Source organism: Variovorax sp. J31P207, assembly GCF_030316965.1.
Lineage (GTDB): Bacteria > Pseudomonadota > Gammaproteobacteria > Burkholderiales > Burkholderiaceae_C > Variovorax > Variovorax ginsengisoli_B.
In genome coordinates this window covers 68,297-87,833 of sequence record NZ_JASZYN010000013.1, presented here as the reverse complement: position 1 = coordinate 87,833, position 19,537 = coordinate 68,297, and the positions used below count along the sequence as shown (strand labels likewise).

The 19,537-nt window shown below is 70.4% G+C and carries 18 protein-coding genes; 6 read left to right on the top strand and 12 right to left on the bottom strand.

Features of this window, described 5'->3' with window-relative positions; genetic code table 11:
- Positions 1 to 30: 30 nt before the first annotated feature.
- Positions 31 to 984 (bottom strand): GlxA family transcriptional regulator, encoded by a 954-nt coding sequence (locus QTI68_RS31805; protein WP_286527319.1) that lies wholly within the window; start codon positions 982 to 984, stop codon positions 31 to 33.
- Positions 985 to 1,091: 107 nt separating this feature from the next.
- Here QTI68_RS31805 and QTI68_RS31800 point away from each other — a divergent pair, with 107 nt between their 5' ends.
- On the top strand, positions 1,092 to 2,087 hold the full coding sequence (locus QTI68_RS31800; protein ID WP_286527318.1) for an SLAC1 anion channel family protein: 996 nt from the start codon (positions 1,092 to 1,094) through the stop codon (positions 2,085 to 2,087).
- A 106-nt stretch (positions 2,088 to 2,193) separates the two neighbouring features.
- Positions 2,194 to 2,922 carry an oxygen-binding di-iron domain-containing protein gene (locus QTI68_RS31795; RefSeq protein WP_286527315.1) on the top strand — a complete coding sequence of 243 codons (729 nt, stop codon included), beginning with the start codon at positions 2,194 to 2,196 and terminating at the stop codon, positions 2,920 to 2,922.
- A 6-nt stretch (positions 2,923 to 2,928) separates the two neighbouring features.
- Here the strand turns inward: QTI68_RS31795 and QTI68_RS31790 are convergent, their stop codons facing one another.
- The 3 genes from QTI68_RS31790 to QTI68_RS31780 form a co-directional block, all read right to left on the bottom strand.
- Positions 2,929 to 5,139, bottom strand: coding sequence for a phosphocholine-specific phospholipase C (locus tag QTI68_RS31790; protein ID WP_286527312.1), 2,211 nt, complete (start codon positions 5,137 to 5,139; stop codon positions 2,929 to 2,931).
- Between the two features lie 23 nt (positions 5,140 to 5,162).
- Positions 5,163 to 5,372 carry a hypothetical protein gene (locus QTI68_RS31785; protein ID WP_286527310.1) on the bottom strand — a complete coding sequence of 70 codons (210 nt, stop codon included), beginning with the start codon at positions 5,370 to 5,372 and terminating at the stop codon, positions 5,163 to 5,165.
- 146 nt (positions 5,373 to 5,518) lie between these two features.
- Positions 5,519 to 6,550 (bottom strand): RNA methyltransferase, encoded by a 1,032-nt coding sequence (locus QTI68_RS31780; protein WP_286527308.1) that lies wholly within the window; start codon positions 6,548 to 6,550, stop codon positions 5,519 to 5,521.
- 86 nt (positions 6,551 to 6,636) lie between these two features.
- Between QTI68_RS31780 and QTI68_RS31775 the strand changes: the two genes are divergently transcribed.
- The gene (locus tag QTI68_RS31775) at positions 6,637 to 7,005 is read left to right on the top strand and encodes a hypothetical protein (RefSeq protein WP_286527306.1); all 369 of its coding nucleotides are present in this window, start codon (positions 6,637 to 6,639) and stop codon (positions 7,003 to 7,005) included.
- 23 nt (positions 7,006 to 7,028) lie between these two features.
- On the opposite strand, the gene QTI68_RS31770 is transcribed toward QTI68_RS31775, so the two are convergent.
- Together QTI68_RS31770 and QTI68_RS31765 are read right to left on the bottom strand one after the other, a co-directional pair.
- Positions 7,029 to 7,316, bottom strand: coding sequence for an acylphosphatase (locus QTI68_RS31770; protein ID WP_286527305.1), 288 nt, complete (start codon positions 7,314 to 7,316; stop codon positions 7,029 to 7,031).
- A 25-nt stretch (positions 7,317 to 7,341) separates the two neighbouring features.
- Complete coding sequence (locus QTI68_RS31765; protein ID WP_286527303.1) at positions 7,342 to 8,061, bottom strand: pirin family protein; 720 nt, start codon at positions 8,059 to 8,061, stop codon at positions 7,342 to 7,344.
- A 139-nt stretch (positions 8,062 to 8,200) separates the two neighbouring features.
- On the opposite strand from QTI68_RS31765, the gene QTI68_RS31760 reads away from it, so the two are divergent.
- Positions 8,201 to 9,109 (top strand): LysR family transcriptional regulator, encoded by a 909-nt coding sequence (locus QTI68_RS31760; RefSeq protein WP_286527302.1) that lies wholly within the window; start codon positions 8,201 to 8,203, stop codon positions 9,107 to 9,109.
- Between the two features lie 12 nt (positions 9,110 to 9,121).
- Here QTI68_RS31760 and QTI68_RS31755 read toward each other — a convergent pair whose 3' ends face one another.
- The 3 genes from QTI68_RS31755 to QTI68_RS31745 are packed head-to-tail and all read right to left on the bottom strand — an operon-like array spanning position 9,122 to position 12,098.
- Positions 9,122 to 10,027 (bottom strand): AraC family transcriptional regulator, encoded by a 906-nt coding sequence (locus QTI68_RS31755; RefSeq protein ID WP_286527299.1) that lies wholly within the window; start codon positions 10,025 to 10,027, stop codon positions 9,122 to 9,124.
- The gene (locus QTI68_RS31750) at positions 10,027 to 11,115 is read right to left on the bottom strand and encodes a maleylacetate reductase (protein WP_286527297.1); all 1,089 of its coding nucleotides are present in this window, start codon (positions 11,113 to 11,115) and stop codon (positions 10,027 to 10,029) included. Before QTI68_RS31750 ends, QTI68_RS31755 begins: the two co-directional genes overlap by 1 nt.
- On the bottom strand, positions 11,112 to 12,098 hold the full coding sequence (locus QTI68_RS31745; RefSeq protein ID WP_286527295.1) for a tripartite tricarboxylate transporter substrate binding protein: 987 nt from the start codon (positions 12,096 to 12,098) through the stop codon (positions 11,112 to 11,114). Before QTI68_RS31745 ends, QTI68_RS31750 begins: the two co-directional genes overlap by 4 nt.
- A gap of 110 nt (positions 12,099 to 12,208) precedes the next feature.
- Here QTI68_RS31745 and QTI68_RS31740 point away from each other — a divergent pair, with 110 nt between their 5' ends.
- Positions 12,209 to 13,141, top strand: a complete 933-nt coding sequence (locus QTI68_RS31740) for a LysR family transcriptional regulator (RefSeq protein WP_286527293.1) — start codon at positions 12,209 to 12,211, stop codon at positions 13,139 to 13,141.
- 19 nt (positions 13,142 to 13,160) lie between these two features.
- On the opposite strand, the gene QTI68_RS31735 is transcribed toward QTI68_RS31740, so the two are convergent.
- A complete protein-coding gene (locus tag QTI68_RS31735) occupies positions 13,161 to 15,296 on the bottom strand; it encodes a putative bifunctional diguanylate cyclase/phosphodiesterase (protein WP_286527291.1) in 2,136 nt (711 codons plus the stop codon).
- A 141-nt stretch (positions 15,297 to 15,437) separates the two neighbouring features.
- On the opposite strand from QTI68_RS31735, the gene QTI68_RS31730 reads away from it, so the two are divergent.
- Positions 15,438 to 16,628, top strand: coding sequence for a lipocalin-like domain-containing protein (locus tag QTI68_RS31730; protein WP_286527290.1), 1,191 nt, complete (start codon positions 15,438 to 15,440; stop codon positions 16,626 to 16,628).
- A gap of 5 nt (positions 16,629 to 16,633) precedes the next feature.
- Here QTI68_RS31730 and QTI68_RS31725 read toward each other — a convergent pair whose 3' ends face one another.
- Together QTI68_RS31725 and QTI68_RS31720 are read right to left on the bottom strand one after the other, a co-directional pair.
- Complete coding sequence (locus QTI68_RS31725; RefSeq protein WP_286527286.1) at positions 16,634 to 17,959, bottom strand: aspartate aminotransferase family protein; 1,326 nt, start codon at positions 17,957 to 17,959, stop codon at positions 16,634 to 16,636.
- 30 nt (positions 17,960 to 17,989) lie between these two features.
- A complete protein-coding gene (locus QTI68_RS31720; protein ID WP_286527284.1) occupies positions 17,990 to 19,534 on the bottom strand; it encodes an amidase in 1,545 nt (514 codons plus the stop codon).
- Positions 19,535 to 19,537 lie beyond the last annotated feature (3 nt).

Here is a 19,537-nt window from a genome sequence, read left to right as displayed (position 1 = left end):
CATTCTGACGTGCGCGCACGGCGGCGGCCGTCAGGTCGCGAAGCGCCGCCGGTATTCCACCAGGCTCACACCCAGGCGCCGGCCGAAGGCGCGCCTGAAGCCGTCGACATTGGCATAGCCCACGGCGTCCGCGAGCCGCTTGGCGGGCAGGTCCGACGCTTCGGCCAGGCGGCGGGCGGCGTCGATGCGCGCGTTCTCGACGAACTCCGCGGGCGTGGTCCCGGCCTCGCTGCGGAAGGTCCGCGCGAAGCTTCTTTCGCTCATGCCGGCGTGGCGGGCCAGGGCGGGCACGGACAGGTCGTCCTTCAGGTTCGCCAGCACATGCGCCTGCACCTCGCGCACGCTGGAGCGCTCGGCCGTCTGCGCCGCCAGGTGGGCGCTGAACTGGCTCTGGCCACCGGGGCGCTTGAGGAACATCACCAGCTCGCGCGCCACGCGCAGCGCGAGTTCGCGGCCGTGATCCTCCTCCACCATCGCCAGGGCCAGGTCCATGCCGGCCGTCACGCCGGCGGAAGTGAAGAGCTTGCCGTCCTTCACATAGATGGCGTCGGGCTCGACGCTGGCCAGCGGGCAGGCCACCGCCAGCCGGGCCGTGGCGTTCCAGTGGGTCGCCACCCGCTTGCCATCGAGCAGCCCGGCGGCCGCCAGCACGAAGGCACCGCTGCAGACCGAGCCATAGCGCCGCACGGTACGGGACTGGCGGCGCAGCCAGTCGTACAACGCCGGGTCGCCGGCCATGTCCTCGATGTCGGGGCTGCCCGCGACCAGCAAGGTGTCGATGCGCCCGCGCTGGGTCGCCACGGTCGCGTCAACGGCCAGGCGCAGGCCGTTGCTGCTCCTGAGCAGGCCGGCGCCGGTGCCGATCACCTGCACCCGGTAGGCGGCGGGCCGGCCGAGCTGGCGCCCGGCCTCGGCGAACACGTCCGCCGGCCCGGCCACGTCGAGCAGCTGGACCCGGGGAAAAGCGAGGATGGCGATGCGCATGGCCGAGAAAGCCCAAGGATTGGCAGGAAAGGCCCGCAGCGGGGCATGAAGCACGGCGGAGTTTGGCAGAAACTAACTGCACCTGCAAATTCTGCCAAAGGAGCCCCATGCAAGCCCCATCGATGAACCCGTCCCGCCCGATCGTCGAACCGTCCGGAAAGTCATCGGTACGGAACCTGCCCGTCAACCTGTTCGCCTCGGTCATGGGCCTCTCGGGGCTGGCCCTGGCCTGGCGACTGGCGCACGACCGGTTCGGCGCGCCGGCCTTCGTCGGCGAGGCCATCGGCGCGTTCGCGCTGGGCGTCTTCGTGCTCGTCGCGCTCGGCTACCTGACGAAACTCGCGCAGCATCCGCAGGCCGTGCGGGCGGAGTTCCATCACCCGGTGGCGGGCAATTTCTTCGGCACCATCGCGATCTCGGTGCTGTTGCTGTCGGCGGTCGTCGAGCCCTACAGCGCGCCGGCGGCGCGGGCGACCTGGACCGTCGGCGTGCTGGCGGCCTTCGCGCTCAGCTTCGTCGCCGTGTCGCGCCTGCTCAAGGGCCAGGTCGACGCCTCGCACGCGATGCCGGCCTGGCTGATCCCGGGCGTTGCGACGCTGGACATCGCCGTCACCGGCGGCCACATGCCCATGGCCTGGGCCCCCGAGATCAACCTGTTCGCGGGCGCCGTCGGCGCCGTGCTGGCGCTGGTGCTGTTCGCGATGATCGTCAGCCGGCTGGTGCATCGCGACCCGCTGGTGCCGGCCATGACGCCGTCGCTGATGATCCTGGTGGCGCCCTTCGCGGTCGGCTTCCTGGCCTACGTCAACATCGTCGGCGGCATCGACCGGTTCGCCGCGCTGCTCTTCTACTTCGCGCTGTTCATGTTCGCGGTGGTAGCGCCCAAGGTGTTCCGCCGCGGCATCGGGTTTTCTGCGGCCTGGTGGGCGATCGGCTTCCCGATGGCCGCGCTGGTCAACGCGGCCCTGAAGTACGCGGACTTCCGCGCCAGCGGGCCGCACGGGGTGCTCGCCGCGGTGCTGCTGGGCTTGCTGAGCGTCGCCTTGGCGGTTCTCACGGTGCGCACCGTGCGCAGCGCGCTCGACGGTGCGCTGTTCAGCTGAGGCGGGCTTGCATGGCGGCCGGGATGGGGCGCAGCATAGCGGCGGCCTTGTTCGCCACCGGGCCGTCTCGCGCCTCGCTGGCCGTCTTTCACCCAAGGAGCCCCGCATGATCACCAACGCCACCGCCGGCACCAACGTGCAGGAAATCGCCACCGGCATCTACCGCATCAACACCCCCGTGCCGCTGCCCGATGGCCAGCGCTTCAGCTTCAACCAGTACCTGCTGGTGGACGACGAACCGCTGCTGTTCCACACCGGTCCGCGCCAGCTGTTCCCGCTGGTGAGCGAGGCGATCGGGCGCGTGATGCCGATCGAGCGGCTGCGCTACCTGGCGCTGTCGCACGTGGAGGCCGACGAATGCGGCGCGATCAACCTGCTGCTGGCCGCCGCGCCGCACGCCGTGCCGCTGTGCGGGCAGGTCGCGGCCATGGTCTCGATGGGCGACCTGGCCGACCGGCCGCCGCGTGCGCTGGCCGATGGCGAAGAACTGGCGCTGGGCGCCCACACGGTGCGCTGGTTCGACATGCCCCATGTGCCGCACGGCTGGGAATGCGGGCTGATGATGGACACCCGCACCCGGACCCTGTTCTGCGGCGACCTGTTCACGCAGTCGGGGCCGAGCGAGCAGGCCTTGACCGAGGCCGACATCCTCGGCCCCAGCGAGGCCTTCCGCCAGCAGATGGACTATTTCGCCCACGCACCGCAGACGGCGGCGCTGCTGACCGGCCTGGCCGCGCACGCGCCGCAGGTGCTGGCCTGCATGCATGGCAGCGCCTGGCGGGGCGACGGTGGCGCGCTGCTGCGCCAGTTGGCGGAAGCGGTGTCGCCGCATTGAGCCATTTCAGGCGTCCGTCGATCCCATCGCCGGGTCACTGATGGAGTGCCTTCCGGTTTCGATCCGGCCGGCGAAGCGGCGCGAATAGCCGGGGTCGGCGTCGCACTTGACCTCGAAGTCGTACCACTGGCCGCTGTCGTCCAGCGACCAGCGCCGGCCGGCGTCTTCGCCGCCCTTGACCTTGACCCGCCAGGAACGGTCGTCGCGGCCGAACGGGTAGGCCTTGGCGGTGACGAGGAAGGTGCAAGCCCGCTCGCCGTCGTTGCGCACCTTCAGGTGGAGGTCGCCGCGCCGCGGCTCGTAGCCGACCCGGATCTCGGGCTGCGCCGCGCCGGCCGCCCTGAGCGCGTTCAGGTCGCCGGTGAAATGGCGATGGAAGCCGTTCGGCCCGAGCACCCACAGGTCGTACTTGCCGGCGTTGTCGGCCATCGCCAGCCAGTCGTCGTCCAGCCGCGCATCCTTCTGCACCATGTAGCGCCGGGGCAGGCGCGCCAGGTTGAGCTTGTCGTAGACATGGAAGACGGCGGCGGCGTCGCCGCTGTTGGCGAAGATGAGCTTGACCCGTCCGCGCCCCGCATCGCAACGCGCGCTCACGTGCAGTTCATAGGGCAGGGCGCGGGAAGGGCGCGTCCCGGTGGCCTGCCGCGGCAGCAAGGGGTTGGCCGGCGGCAGCACCTGGGCCAGTTGCTCCTGGGCTGCGCGCGCGGCGTCGGCCTGGGCCTTCGATTGCCGGCCGGCGAGCCGCGGCAGGCGTTCGTCGTTGGGGCGTTCGAAGTTGAAGGCGCTGCTGAGATCGCCGCAGACGGCGCGCCGGAACGGGCTGATGTTCGGCTCCTTCACGCCGAAGCGCTTCTCGATGAAGCGGATCACCGAGGTGTGGTCGAACACCTGCGAATTCACCCAGCCGCCGCGGCTCCACGGGGAGATGACGTACATCGGCACCCGGATGCCCGGGCCGAACACCCGCCCGTCCGATGGCGGCTGGCTCGTCGTGCCGGGGGGCGCCGGGTAGGTGAAGCGCTCGAAGGCGACATCCGCGTCGCTCAGGGTGGTCTTGCCCGCCGGCGTGCCGTCCGGGTTGAGCGAGGGCGCGGCCGGCGAGGGAAGATGGTCGAAGTAGCCGTCGTTCTCGTCGAAGTTGACGAACAGCACTGTCTTGCTCCAGACCTCGGGCACCGCGGTCAGCGCGTCCAGCGTCTCCTGGATGTACCAGGCGCCCTGCACCGGACTCGACGGACCCGGGTGCTCGGAGTAGGTCGCGGGCGCCACCAGCCAGGACACCTGCGGCAGCTTGCCGTTGCGGATGTCCTGGCGAAAGCGTTCGAAGTACGTTTCTGCATCGGGGTAGGTCCCCGGCATCGTGTTGGCGATGCCCTTGTAGAGCGGGTTGCCGGCATCGTCGCTGGCCGGATCGTAGGCCGGCGACAGCGCGTCGTTGCTCACCGGCTTGCCCGACGCCTCGTTGGCCTTGCGGTACTGCTTGAAGCCGGCCAGTGGGTTGTCGCCGTAGTTGTCCGGCATGTTCTGGTAGACGATCCAGCTCACCTTGGCTTCCTGCAGCCGCTCCGGGTAGGTCTTCCACTCGTAGCCGAGCGCCGAGGCGTCGATCGAGTCCCATTCGTTGTTCACCGAGGCGACGCCGGCGCCGGTCGGTCCGTTGGTGCCGGTCCACAGGAACATCCGGTTCGAGTTGGTGCCGGTGTGCATCGCGCAGTGGTAGGCGTCGCACAGCGTGAACGCGTTGGCGAGGGCGAACTGGAACGGCAGCTCGGCTTCCTTGTAGTAGCTCATCGCGTTGACGCCCTTGAAGCGCGCCCACTGGTAGGTGCGGCCGCCGTCCCAGGCGTTCTCGCCGTCGACCCAGGTGTGGGGCGTGCCCTTGACGCGCTGCGCATTGCCCTTGGTGCTGTCGAGGTGGTAGGGCAGCACCGGGTTGCCGTCGGCGTCGTCCTGCTGCCACACGCTGCGCCCGTCCGGCAGCGGAATCGTGAAGCGGTCGCCAAAGCCGCGCACGCCGCGCAGCGTGCCGAAGTAGTGGTCGAAGGACCGGTTCTCCTGCATCAGGATGACGATGTGCTCGACGTCCTTGATGGTGCCGGTCGCGTTGTGCGCGGGGATGGCCAGTGCGCGCCGGATGCTGGGCGGAAACGATGCCAGCGTGGCCGCTGCGATGCCGGCGGTCGCGCCGCCCTGGATGAACTTTCTGCGTGAGGTCATGTGTTCTTCTCCTCGTTTGTTGTTCAGGGGGCGAAGCGGACTTCGCCCGCGGTGCCGGACGTCGAATCGCTGGCGGCGGTGGCCGCCGGGTCCGTCTTCGCGGCGGCCGCGCTGCCGGCGGTCGAGGCCGGCGTGCCGCCGAGGCCGCTGCTGCCGCTGCCGCCCCCGCATGCGGACAGGGCCAGCGCCAGCAGCAACGGCGGCAGGCGCCGGGTGAAATTGAGTTCCTGCATCGAATCTCCTCGGTTGATCGAGCTTGCGGAGGGCCTCGCGCCTTGCGAGGCTGCGTTGGAGGGCTTGGACACGATCGCGAGCGCGCCCATGCCCCCGCCGCAGGCTAGGCCTCGGCAATGACAACGAAATGAATGGGTGTGGACGCCTACGGCGCCCGGTGCAGCAGCACCGGCACGGGCACCTGGGCCGCGCGCGCCCGCAACTGGCCGCAGCCGCCATCGACATCCTGGCCGGCCGAGTAGCGCAGCTTGGTGAGGATGCCGCGCTCGTGCAGCGTGCGGGCGATCTGCTTGCAGCGCTCCCACGACGGACGACCGAAGGGCACGCCGTCGACCGCGTTGAACGGGATCAGGTTCAGCACGCCGTACTTGCCGGCGAGCAGGCGGACGATGCCTTCCAGCTCGTCTTCCCCGTCGTTGATGCCTTCCAGCAGCGTCCATTGGTACTGGATCGGGTAGCCGGTCGCCCGGGCATAGCGCTCGCCGGCGGTGACCAGTTCCTCGGGCGTCAGGTTCGGCGCCCGTGGCAGGAGCTTCCGGCGCAGCGCGGCCTTGGTCGTGTGCAGCGAAAGGGCCAGCGCCGGCCTCACGCGTTCCTGCTGCAGCCGCTCGAACACGCGCGGATCGCCGACGGTGGAGAACACCAGGTTCTTGTGGCCGATGTCGCCGGCAGTGCCGAGCAGGTCGATCGCCTCGATCACGTTGTCCAGGTTGTGGGCCGGCTCGCCCATGCCCATGAACACCACCTTGCGGACCGGGCGCCGCGCGCGCGCGAGGGCGACCTGGGCGACGATCTCGGCGCTACCGACCTGGCGCAGCAAGCCGTCGCGGCCGGTCATGCAGAACTGGCAGCCGACAGCACACCCGACCTGCGACGAGACGCACAGGCCGTCCCGCGGCAGCAGCACGCTCTCGACGGTCTGGCCGTCGGCCAGGGCGACGAGCAGCCGCTCGGAGCCATCGGCGCCGGGATGGACCGCGTGGATGCGCGCCAGTCCCGCCAGTTCGGCTTCGATGGCCGGCAGGGCGGCCAGCAGTGACGACGGGAAAAAAGTGTCCGGCCGGCGCCGGCCGCTGTCCCTGGGCAATGCATGGGACCAGAGCCGCAGGATCCGGTGTTCGTGGAGGGGGCCGGCGCCGGCGTCCCGCATTCGCCGTCTGAGTTCGTGGATTCGCATGCGCTGCCCGGAAGAAATTGACAGATTGTGCAATGGGATTCAGCGATCCCTTCCCGCCCCGGCTCGAAGCTCATAGACTCGCCGCCATGCATATTGACAAGCAGGAACTTCTCACACGGCCGCGCAAGCTGCCGGCGTTTTCGGTAGAGCTTCGCGCCCCGGTGGGCTTCGAATTCAAGATCGGGCAACGCTTCATGCTGGGCCTGCCGGACATCGACAAGCATCTGGAGGCGCCCGGCGAAGACGTGCCCCTCAAGCCGATGGACGGCGTCGAAGTCCGTGCCGTCACCGCGGCGACCCAGCGCAAGGTGCTGCTTCGGGCGCACTACAGTGGCGCCACCGTCAACGTGCTGGTCGTCGCGGTCGCGCCGGCGCCGACCTATTCGGGCAATCGCGACGCGGTCTGGAAAGAAGCCGCCGCCACGGCCCGCATCGTGTTCGGCGAGGCGGCGTAGCCGGCGGTCGACGACCCACGGCGTCAGACCGTGGCCCGCTGCTCGAATCCTTCGGGCGCCCCGGCCTGATCGCGCGGCGCCAGGACCTCCACCCGATCGACCCGCGCCTCCGGCGGTCCGCGGTGCGCCCACCGCACCAGCGCCTCCACCGCCGCGGCATCGCCGACGGCCAGGGCCTCGACCGTGCCGTCGCGGCGATTGCGCACCCAGCCGCGCACGCCCAGCGCCTCGGCGGCCTGGGCCATCGACCAGCGGTAGCCCACGCCCTGCACGGCGCCGTGGATGACAAGGTGCTTCTGGACCGGTGACATCCCCGCACTGTAGTGCGATGTCCGGCTACATCGAAGGCCGTTCGCGCGGCCGCAGGTCGAACACCAGCACCTCGGCCTGGTCGCCCTTCGCGAACCTGAGGGTGCGCTCGTCGCGGATCCGGGCGCCGTCGCCCTGGCCGAGGCGCTCGCCGTTGACCTCGACGCTGCCGCGCGCCACGTGCACGTAGGCATAGCGGTCGGGATCGAGCTGCAAGCTGGCGCTCTCGGCGCCGTCGAAGAGTCCGGCGTAGACGCGGGCGTTCTGGTGCACCGACAGCGAGCCTTGCGCGCTGTCGGGCGAGACGATCAGGCGCAGCTTGCCGCGCTTCTCGGCGGCGCCGAAGTGCACCTGCTGGTAGCGCGGCACCGCGCCGCGGACCGAGGGCACCAGCCAGATCTGCAGGAAGTGCACCGGCTCGCTTTTCGAATGGTTGAACTCGCTGTGGCGCACGCCGGTGCCGGCCGTCATCAGCTGCACGTCGCCGGGGCGGATGACCGAGCCCGTGCCCATCGAGTCGCGATGCTCCAGGGCACCGTCGAGCACGTACGACATGATCTCCATGTCCCGGTGCGGGTGGGTGCCGAAACCCTGTTCGGGCGCCACCCGGTCGTCGTTGATCACCAGCAGGTCGGAGAAGCCCTGCTGCTTCGGGTCATGGTAGTGGCCGAAAGAGAAGGTGTGGCGCGACTTGAGCCAGCCGTGGTCGGCGAGGCCGCGTTGGTCTGCCTTGCGGAGTTCGATCATGGGCGTTCCTTTCGGGTTTTTCGTTCGATTAAATTCACGATTCAGTACGCTTAGTATCTCGCTCGGATATGGCCATATGCTGACAATTTTCGGCTTCAATGATCGATAATTTCGATCATTCAAAGCGAAGGAACCCGCCGTGCTGAAACTCAGCCTCGAAGCCATCGAACTGGTGGATGCGATCGCCCGCCACGGCTCGTTCGCCGCTGCGTCCGAGCGTCTGCACAAGGTGCCCTCGACCATCTCGTACGCCATCGGCCGCCTCGAGGAGCAGCTGGGCATCGCGCTGTTCGTGCGGCAGGGTCCGCGCGTCAGCCTCACGGCCGCGGGACACGAGATGCTGCGCGAAGGGCGCTGGCTGGTGGCGGCCGCCGCCGACCTGGAATCGCGCATGCGCCAGATCGCCACCGGGTTCGAGGCCGAGCTGCGGCTGGTGCACGACTCGCTCATCCCGACCTCGGCATTCAGTCACGACATCCGGGCCTTCGAGGACCTGAACTGCGGCACCCGCCTGCGGATCGCCTGCGAGACGCTGACCGGCACCTGGGAGGCGCTGCGCGACGGCCGCGCCGACCTGATCGTCGCCGCCGGCGACGGGCCCGGGGGCGGCGGCTACAAGGCGGTGTCGGTGGGCAGCCTCGACTTCGTCTTCTGCGTCGCACCCACCCATCCGCTGGCGATGCTGCAGCGGCCGCTGACCCGCGCCGACCTGCTCGACCACACGGCGGTGGTGGTCGGCGACGGCGCCCGCTCGATGTCCGACCGGACCATCGGCCTCCTGGCCGGGCAGCGGCGCATCACCGTGCCGTCGATGGCGGCCAAGATCGCCCTCCAGGCCGAGGGACTGGGCCACGGCTTCCTGCCGCGCGCCTGCGTGCGGGCGGCGCTGGTGCGCGGCGAGCTGGTCGAGCTGTCGCTCGAAGAGGCGCGGCCCGAAGAAGGCTTCTGGCTGGCCTGGAAGACCGGCACCGCCGTGGGGGAGGCGCTCAAGTGGTGGCGGGCCCGCCTGCAGCGGCCGCTGCTGCCGGACATCCTGCCGGCGGCCTGAGAGCCTGTTCGGTCAGTGGCGGCGCATCCGCCGCCATTGCGCGGGCGAACTGCCCATGCGGGCGCCGAAGACGCGCGTCAGGTGGCTCTGGTCGGCGAAGCCGCAGGCGATCGCGATCTCCGACAGCGAGGCGGTCGACGCCTGCAGCATCTGCCGCGCCGCCTCGATCCGGCGCTCGATCAGCCAGGCATGCGGCGAGTGCCCGGTGGTCGCCTTGAAGGCCTTGCTGAAGTGGCCGCGCGACAGCGCGCACTCTGCCGCCACCTCGGCCAGCGAAACTTGGCGCGCCAGGTTTCCGGACAACAGCTCCTTGGCGCGCCGTTCCTGCCAGGGCGCCAGGCCGGCCACGGTCGCCGGCCGCCTGCGGGCGCCGCCGTAGGTGCTGGCGAGGTGCGCGCACAGCGCCAGCGCCATGTGGTCGAGGAACAGCCTGCAGGCCTCGGCCGGCCGCTCCAGCGCCGGCAGCAGCGCCGCCGCGATGCCGGCCAGCACCGGGTCGGTCACGCCCGGCGTGCAGTCCAGCGAGGCGATCGCGAGGCTGCCGCTTTCGCGCGCGAAGTCGTCCATCGCGGCGCGCGGCAGGCGGAACAGCACCGAATGGAAGGGACTGCACACATAGGCCGATGGCCGCTCGGCGAGGTCGGAGATATGGACCGCGCCGCGCTCCAGCAGGCCGAGGTAGGTCTGGGCATTGCCCTGGAAGAAGCGCCGGCTGCCGGCCCGTGCCAGTTCCACGCTGACGACGAAGGCGTCCTCGGCCGGCAGCGGGTCCAGCACGAACAGATGCGGCTGCGCGTGGTGCATGCTGGCCATGTCGAGCGACAGGCCGGGCGAGCGCGAGGCCGGCACGTCGTCGAGCCCGTACTGGTGCGCGAGCTGGCGCGCGAACGGGGTGGGCGCGGCGTCGGGCGAGGCCATCAGATCCGCGGCGCCACGCCGTCGAAGGCATCCTGCAGCAGTTGCCGCAGGGCCTGCGCCTCGACCGGGCGCGGGTTGGCGTAGGCGTTCTGCAGCGCCAGCTCGCAGGCGCGGTCGAGGTCCTGCTCGCGCATGCCGATCTGCTTCAGCCCGACCGGTGCGCCATTGGCCAGCGCCAGCGCATGGACCGCCTGGGGCGCGCTGGCGGCGTTCAGCGCCGCGGCGATGCGCTGCATCGCGCCGGCCGCGGCCGCGGCGTTGTAGGCCAGCACGTGCGGCAGCACGATGGTGTGGGTCTCGGCATGCGGCAGGTTGAAGCTGCCGCCCAGCGTATGGCAGAGCTTGTGGTGCAGCGCCATGCCGACGCTGCCCAGCACGGTGCCGCACAGCCAGGCGCCGTACAGCGCGTCGCGGCGGGCCTGGGTGTCGGCCGGATTGGCATGGATGCCGGGCAGGGCGCGACCGAGCGCGGCGATGCCCTCGACCGCCATCAGGTCGCAGACCGGGTTGCCGTCCACCGCGTAGAGCCCTTCGGCCGCGTGCGCGATGGCGTTGATCCCGCTGACCACCGACAGGCCGACCGGCAGCCCCAGCGTCAGGGCCGGGTCGTAGATGACGGTGCGCGGCAGCACGCGCGGATCTTTGCCGGTGCGCTTGAGCCCGTTCTCGGTCAGGCCGTAGATCGGTGTCATCTCGGAGCCCGCGTAGGTGGTCGGGATGGCCAGGATCGGCAGCCCCGATTCGAGCGCGATGGCCTTGCCCAGTCCGACGGTGGAGCCGCCGCCGATCGCCACCGCGGCGTCGGCGCCGAGGCGCGCGGCCGCCTCTCGCGCGGCGCGTGCGCTTTCGATCGGCACGTGCATCACGGCACCATCGAAGATGCCCGCCGCGCTGGCGCCGAGCAGGTCGGCCACGCGCTCGGCCTGGGCGCGCTGGGGCGGCGTGCACAGCACCAGCGCCTTGCGTGCGCCCATCCGGGCGAGTTCGTCGGCGACCTGCGCCAGGCAGCCATGGCCGAACAGGACGCGCTGCGCGCGGCTTTCGAAGCTGAAGGACTGGAGACGGCCAGCACCCGCATCGGTGGTCATTCGGCGACTATCTTACGAGCCTGGATCAGGCGGCCCCAGCGTTCGCTTTCGCTCTTGATCAGCTGGTTCATCGCGTCGCGGCCCCCGGCCACCACTTCGAAGCCGCCGTCCGCGAGCCGCTTCGCGACTTCCGGCTCGCGCAGGGTGGCGGTCATGTCGGCGGACAGCTTGTCGAGCACCGGTGCCGGCGTCTTCGCGGGGGCCACCATCCCGACCCAGGAATAGACCTCGAAGCCCTTGTAGGTCTCGGCCACCGCCGGCACCTCGGGCAGCGCCGGGTTGCGCTTCGGCGAGGTCACGGCGAGCGCCCGCAGCTTGCCGCTCTGCACCTGCTGCAGCACCAGCGGCAGGCTGGCGATCATCGAATCGACATGGCCGCCCATGAGGTCGGTCAGCGCCGGGCCGCCGCCCTTGAAGGGCACGTGCAGCCCCTGGCTGCCCGCGGTTTCGTGGAACAGTTCGGCCGCCAGGTGGTTCGAGCTGCCGGCGCCGACCGAGGCGTACGACACCGCGCCCTTCGCCTTGGCCGCCGCCACGTAGTCCTGCAGCGTCTTGTAGGGCGAGGCGGCCGGCACCACCAGCACCATCGGCGAGCGGGCGACGTAGCTGACGCCGCTGAAGTCGCGCAAGGTCGCGTAGGGCAGCTTCGGGTAGATGTGCTGTTCGGTCGCGTAGGAGTCGAACACCAGGGCGACCGTGTAGCCGTCGGGCGCGCTCTTGGCCAGCGCCGCCATGCCGATGGTGCCGCCGGCACCGCCCCGGTTGTCGATCAGCACCTGCTGGCCGAGCCGGGCCCGCAACGGCTCCTGGACCTGCCGCGCCACCTTGTCGACCGTGCCGCCGGCCGCGAAAGGCACGATCACCGTGACCAGCCGGGAGGGAAAAGTCTCCGCCCGTGCCGGGCCGGCCAAAGCCAGGGCCAGGCCAAGCAGCAGGCCGGCGGAAATGAGGGAGCGGCGGGGCGTTGTCTCTGGTCGGGTCATGCAGCAGGTCCTTGTGATGGTGGCGCCTGTCGATGCTATTCTTTGCGCTTCGTCATGGGAATCCGGCATGAAGGCCAAATGCCTTTGCGCCAGTCGCACAAATCGCACCAATGGAATCCATCCGCTTTGCCGAAAGCCTCTCCATGTTCGTCGACGTGGCGCAGGCGAAGAGCTTCTCGGCCGTGGCCCGGCGCAAGGGCCTGGTCGCGTCCTCGGTGGCGCGCCAGATCGACGCCCTCGAGCAGGACCTGAACGTGCCCTTGTTCACGCGCTCGACCCGGGCCCTGGTGATGACCGAGGCCGGTTCGCTGCTGTTCGAGCGGGCGGTGAAGATCCTGCACGACATGACCGATGCGCGCAGCGAGGTCGTCTCGCTCGATGGCAGCGTGCAGGGGCTGCTGCGGGTGAGCTGCGTGCCGGCCTTCGGCCGCCGCCACGTGGCGCCGCACCTGGGCTCGCTGTTCGAGAAGCATCCGGCGCTCAACGTCGAGCTGGAACTCACCGAGCGGGTGGTCGATCCGGTGCTGGAGCGCTTCGACATCGTGATCCGCATCGGCGACCAGCCCGACAGCAGCCTGATCTGCCAGCGCATCGGCAGCCAGCGCTACATCATGGGCGCCTCGCCCGCCTACCTTGAGCGCCACGGCCGCCCGCGGACTTTCGAAGAGCTGTCGGGGCACCGGCTGATCGACCGCCAGCACAGCACCAGTGCGCGCGGCTGGCGCGAGCTCGACGGCTTCGACTGGCGTCGCCCGCCGCAGTTCGCGCTGGAAAGCAACGATTGCGACGCCCGCCGCATGTGCGCCGCCCAGGGCCTGGGCATCGCGCTGATGCCGAACTGGGCCATCGGCGAAGACCTGGCCGCGGGCCGCATCGTCGAACTCGACCTCGAAGGCACGCCGCGACAGGAGCCGAGCGGCATCTTCCTGGTGCGGGCCGCGCCGCGTGCCAGCGTCAAGGTCCGGGCCTTCACCGAGCACCTGCTCGAGAGCATCGGCCGCTCGGCCAGCTGGGTCAGCGACGCGGCGACGGCGGGGGAGTGAGGGTGCGCGCCGGCGGTGGCTACGATGCCGGCGCCAGGCCGGCAGACTCGTCCAGCGACCACCCCAGCACCGCATTGGCCCGCATCGGCCGCGCGTAGAAGAAGCCCTGGAGCTCGTCGCAGCCGAGCCGCAGCAGCACGTCGCGTTGCCCCTGGGTCTCGACCCCTTCCGCCACCACCGTGAGCCGCAGCGCGTGCGCCAGCTTGATGACCGCCTCGACCACGGCGCGCGCATCCTCCTTGGACTCGATGTCCTTGACGAAGCTGCGGTCGATCTTGAGCTGCCGCGCCGGCAGGTCGCGCAGCTGGCTGAGGCTCGAGTAGCCGGTGCCGAAATCGTCGATCGACAGGTGGACGCCGATGCGCGCCAGGCCTTCGAAGGTCCGGGTCGTGACTTCGCGCTCCTGGATCGCGACCGACTCGGTGATCTCGCAGATCAGCTGCGAGCCGAGCAGGCCGTAGCGCCTGAGCGCCTCTTCGACCGAATCGACCAGCGAGGTTTCGCGCAGCTGGTGCACCGACAGGTTCACCGCCACGCGCATGTGGCGGCCCTCGGCGCTCCAGGCCGCAACCTGCCGGCAGGCCTCGTTGATGACCCAGTGGCCGAGCCGCACGATCAGTCCGAAGCGCTCGGCCAGCGGAATGAAGGTGTCGGGGCCGACGATGCCCAGCCGCGGGTGGTTCCATCGCACCAGGGCCTCGAGGCCGCTCATGCGATGGCGCCGGCCGTGGATCTTCGGCTGGTAGTAGAGCTCGAACTGGTTGTCTTCCAGCGCCTGGCGCAGGTCGCTCTGCAACTGCAGGTGGTCGGCCGTGTCGATGGCCATGTGCGGCTCGAAGAACGCCAGGCTGGAGCCGCCCGTGCGCTTGGCCGTGTACATCGCGGCGTCGGCGTGGGCGACCAGCTTCTCGGGGTCGCCCCGAAGGGAATGCGTCGCGATCCCGATCGAGCACGAGATGCGCAGCTGCCGGTCGGCCAGTTCGAAAGGTTGGGCGAAGGCGCGCAGGATCCGGTTGGCCACCTGGACGCAGTCCTCGATGGCGTCCAGGCCTTCGAGCAGCAGCAGGAACTCGTCGCCTCCGACCCGGGCCACCGTGTCGCCCGCGCGGGCCTCGGTGATCAGCCGCTGCGCGGTGGCGATCAGGATCTGGTCGCCGGCGCCGTGGCCGAAGGTGTCGTTGACCGGCTTGAAGCCGTCGAGGTCGACGAACATCACGGCCAGATGTTCGACCACCGTCTTCTGGTTGACGCGCTCGAGGCGGTGCACGGCCTGGCGCAGCCGGTCTTCGAACAGCTTGCGGTTCGGCAGCCCCGTGAGCGGGTCGGACAGGGCGCGCTGGAGCAGTTCATCGTTGGCGGTCTGCAGCCGCGCGTTCGACTCCTGGAGCGACTGCGACAGCAGACGCGCGACCCGCTGCAGCCGGGCCTCGAGCATGGACGCGAGCAGCGTGCCCAGCAGCAGCACCAGGGTCGCGATGGCCACCGCGGCGCCCAGGCTTCGCCCGCCCAGCGCGTCGGCGCTCAGGCAGACCGAATCGGCCGGAAAGCCGGCCGCGGCCATGGCGGTGTAGTGCATGCCGCAGATCGCGGCACCCATCAGGGTGGCGGACAGCAGCTGCATCGCGAAGCGCCGCCGCGCATGCACGCGCTGCAGCAGCCGGAAGATCAGCAAGGCGGCGGCCGAGGCGGCCACGGCGATCGCCGCCGAAGCCGCGACCAGGCGCCAGTCCCAGACGATGCCGGGCTGCAAGTCCAGGGCCGCCATGCCGATGTAGTGCATGGCGCAGATGCCGGCGCCCATCGCGAGCGACGCCAGCGCGATCGAGCGGCGGCTGTACCTGCCGTGGCTCGCCACGCCGAGCGCGATCACCGAAGCGCCGACCCCGGCGAGCCAGGAGACGAAGGTCAGCAGGGTGGTGAAGCCGATGTCCATCGGCAGCATGAGGGCCAGCATGCCGACGAAATGCATCGACCAGACACCGGTGCCCATGACCAGCGCACCGGCGATCCACCACATTCGGTTGACGCCGCCCTCGGGGGTGCGGACCTTCAGCGACAGGTCGAGCGTCACATAGGACGCCAGGATCGCCACCGCCACCGAAGCGAGGACGACCCACGGATCGTGATCCGCGGCAAGGAGGCTGAGATCGTTCATGGAGGCGCGCCGGAAATGAATCCCGGTCTATCGGCAATTCGCGGCAAAAGTTGAGGGCGGGCGGCAATTTTTGTGGGTTGGCGACAGATGCAACTGATACGCTTGTTCACCACCTGACTTCACGACCCAGGATACCCCGCCATGAACGCCGACGATCTCCCCCGAAGTTCCCGACGCTCCGGTTCGGGCCGCTGGCGCATCCACCGTTCGCGGCGGGCGCGCAGGAGGGGCCTGTGGATCTTCTTCGCCACCCTGGTGGTGGTGGCCGCGGTGGTCGGCGCCGGCCTGTACCAACTCTTGGCCTCCGAGCCGGCGCCGCTGGCCGCATCGGGCGCGGCCGCCGCCGCCGGGCCCGGACAGCCGGTCGAACGCACCGCCGCCCTGGCACCCCTGAACCTGCCGGCCGACGACCGGGCGCACGGCTCGGGCATGGAGTGGTGGTACTACAGCGGCATCCTCAACGCCACGTCGGGCGAGCGTTATGCCTTCCACGTCGCGGTCTTCGTGGCCAACGGACTGATCAAGCACACGGTCCTGCATGCCGCGCTGACCGATCTTCAATCCGGCCGGCGTTTCACCAGCCAGAGCCGCACCGGCGGCATGCCCTCGAATGCCGTCGAGAAGGGCTTCGATTTCAGGCCGGAGGGGTGGCAGGTCGCCGGCTCGGGTCCGGCCCACGTGGTGCGCGCGGCGCTCGACGGCGCGTGGTTCACGCTCGACCTCAAGGACAGTCACCCGGTGGTCGCCCACCGCGCCGCCGATTCCCGCACGCCGGGCCTGCTCGATTTCGGCCAGAGCGGCATCAGCTACTACTACTCGCGTCCGCGCATGGAGGCGCAGGGCGAGGTCTCGATCGCCGGCAAGCAGGTGCCGGTGCGCGGCGAGGTCTGGTTCGATCACCAGTGGGGCGAGTTCGATGTCCTGACCCTGGGCTGGAACTGGTTCGCGCTGCACCTGGCGGACGGCTCCGACGTCATGCTCTATGCGCTGTTCGACATGGAAGGCCGAAACGTCCTGACCGCCGGCACGGTCTCGGATGGCAACGGGGCGGCGGTGCCGCTGAAGGCCGGCGAGACCGTGTTGACGCCCGGCAGCACCTGGACCAGTCCGCGGACCCGGATCAGCTATGTCGTCGAATGGGACCTGAAGCTGCCTTCGGGGGTCTTCCACCTCAAGCCGTATTTCGCCGACGCGGAGTTCGATGCCGCCCAGACCACCGCCAATGTCTACTGGGAAGGTCCGGTCAAGGTCACCGGCGGCGCGGGCGGCGAGGGTTTCATGGAGCTGAGCGGCTACGACCGGGTCGACCCGGCCAAACTGGCGCGCAAATGAAGGCCTCAAGGCATCGTGCGCCGCGGCAGCAGCGCCGCGAAACGCGCCAGGAAGTCCCCCACGGCCTGCTCCAGGCGCGCGATGGCGTCGTCGTCGAGCGGTAGCGACAGCACGATGAAGCCGCGCGGCGACGCATAGATGCCTTGCGCGAGCAGGTGGAAGAACAAGAGCTGGCGCAGGCGCGCGTCGACCGCTGCCAGGTCTTCCGGGCGCCGGATCTCGCCCGCCGCGAAGTGGGCGTTCATCACCGAACCGATGCCGGTGAACTGGAGCGCCACGCCGGCTGCTGCGCAGCGGCCATTGAGCCGATCGCGCAGCGCCGCGCCGCGCGCCGCCAGGGCCGCGGCGGCTTCGGGCGGAAAGAGCCGGCTCAGGCCTGCGTGGCCCGCGGCCATGGTGACCACGTTGTTGTTGAAGGTGCCCGAATGGGCGAGCGGCCCGCTGCGCGGATCGAACAGCGCCATGATGTCGGCGCGCCCGCCGAAGGCGCCGAAGGGCATGCCGCCGCCGATGTACTTGCCCAGCGTGGTCAGGTCCGGCCGGATGCCGTGCTGCGCCGCCAGTCCGTGCGGCGCCAGGCGCGAGGTCATCACCTCGTCGACGATCAGCAGGGCGCCGGCGTCGGTGGCCAGCGTTCGCAAGGCTTGCAGGAAGGCGGGCCGCCCCGGGATGCAGCCGCTGGCGCCGAGCATGGGCTCGACCAGCACCGCGGCGATGTCCGGCCCCTCGCGTGCGAAGGCGGCGCGCGCGGCCGTTTCGTCGTTGTAGGGCAGCACCAGGAAGTCGAAGGGCACGGTGGTCGGCGCCGGCTGCGCACCGAAGCCCAGCACGCCGCCGTGGTAGCCGCCCGAGAAGACCACGATCCGCCGCCGCCCGGTGAAATGCAGCGCTGCGGTGATGGCCATCAGGTTGGCCTCGGTGCCGGAGTTCGTGAAGCGCACCCGTTCGATCTGCGCAAAGCGTTCGCAGATCAGCTGCGCGAGCCGGCCTTCGCGCAGGTTGTGGCCGGTGAGGTTGATGCCGCCTTCCATGGCCTCGATCACGGCCGCGCGGATCTCCGGGGCCGAGTGGCCGTAGACACCGGCCGTGTACTCGGCGATGAAGTCGTCGTAGCGGTGGCCGTCCAGGTCCCACAGCACGGCACCTTCGCCGCGCGCCATCGTGAGCGGGAAGGGCGCGTAGAACAGCACCGAACGGCTGTTGGCGCCGGGCAGGTAACGCGCATGGATGTCGAAGCACTCGCGGCTGGCGGGGTTGGACGCGGAGAACGCGTCCAGCATTTGCGCCAGCGCCTGGTCGAGCGCCTGGGAGGTGGGCGAGGAAGTCGTCATGGCTCTTTCTTGTGTCTCCGTGCATTCATCCTAGACCACCGACGTGGCGCTACCGCCGGCAAAGCCGGGCTCGCGCCAGTTCGCTGGTGGCGGCGCGGTGACGATCGAGTCCAGCGCCGGCTCCGGCATCCGCAGCGCGGAGAGGTTCGGGCGCGGTCGGCGCAGCACCGGGTCGGCGGCGAAGGCCTGCTCCAGCGCGAGCGCGGCCGAGAGCACCTGCAGGTCGCCGCGGAACGGCCCGACCACCTGCAGGCCGAACGGCATGCCCCTGGCATCGGTACCGCAGGGCAGCGTCAGCGCGGGGTGGGTGGTCAGCGTGGTGACGTAGGTGAGGGCCAGCCACCGGTAGTAGTTGGACTGCGCCTTGCCGTCGATCACCTGGGCATGGGATTGCGTCCATGGGAAGGGCGAGACCGGCGTGGTCGGCGCCAGCACCAGGTCGTAGTCGGCGAAGGTGGCCTGGAAGCGCTGCAGGATGCGGGTCTGCTCGGCCTGCGCCCAGGCGCTGTCGAGCAGGCTCATGCCGGCGCCCATCTCGTAGTTGGCGCGCGGGTTCTCGCCCAGGCTCGCAGGGTCCTTCTCGTAGGCCTCGCGCATGCCGGCGACGAAGGCTTCGGCGCGCAGCACGTCGAAGCAGCGGTGGACGTCGCCGAGCTCGAAGCGCACCTCGTCGCAGCGGGCGAACAGGTGCCGCATCGCCGCGATCCGGCCGGCGAAGGTGGCGCGGATCTCCGGGTCGACGTCGCAGCTGCCGAAGTCGGTGGTCCAGGCGACCCGCAGGCGGCCCAGCTCGGCGGCCCGCGGCTGCAGGAACGCGAGCGGGTCGAGCGGATAGCTGAGCGGGTCGCCGGCATGCATGCCGGCCGTCGCGGCCAGCTGCAGGCAGGCATCCCCGACGCTGCGCCCCATGGGGCCGACGACCGAGATCGGCGTCCAGCCCAGCAGCTTGCGCACGCTCGGCACCACGCCGGGGGAGGGGCGGAAGCCCACCACGCCGCACTTCGATGCCGGGATCCGCAGCGAGCCACCGGTGTCGGAGCCGGTGCACACGGGCAGCATGTCGCAGGCCAGCGCGGCGGCCGAGCCGCCCGAGGAGCCCCCGGCATTGAGGTGGGGGTCGAAGGGGTTGCCGGTGGCGCCCCACACGGGGTTGCGCGAATTGGCGCCGGCGCCCATCTCGGGCACGTTGGTCTTGCCGGCGACGATGGCACCGGCGCGGCGCAGGCGGGCCACCAGTTCGATGTCCTGGGTCGGCACGTGGCCGCGAAAGGCCGGCGAGCCGAAGGTGGTCAGCAGGCCGGCCGTGGGCTCCAGATCCTTGACGCCGAGCGGCAGTCCGTGCAGCAGGCCGAGAGCATCGCCTTTCAGCACCGCCCGCTCGGCGGCGCGAGCCTCGTCGCGGGCGCGGTCGAAGCAAGTCGCCGTGACGGCGTTGACGAAGGGGTTGACGGCTTCGATGCGTTCGATGCAGGCCGCCAGCAGTTCGACCGGCGAGATCTCGCGGGTGGCGATCATCTGCCGCAGCGCGACCGCCGAGTACTCGACCAGCGCGGCGGGACGGGTTCCTTCGCTCATCGG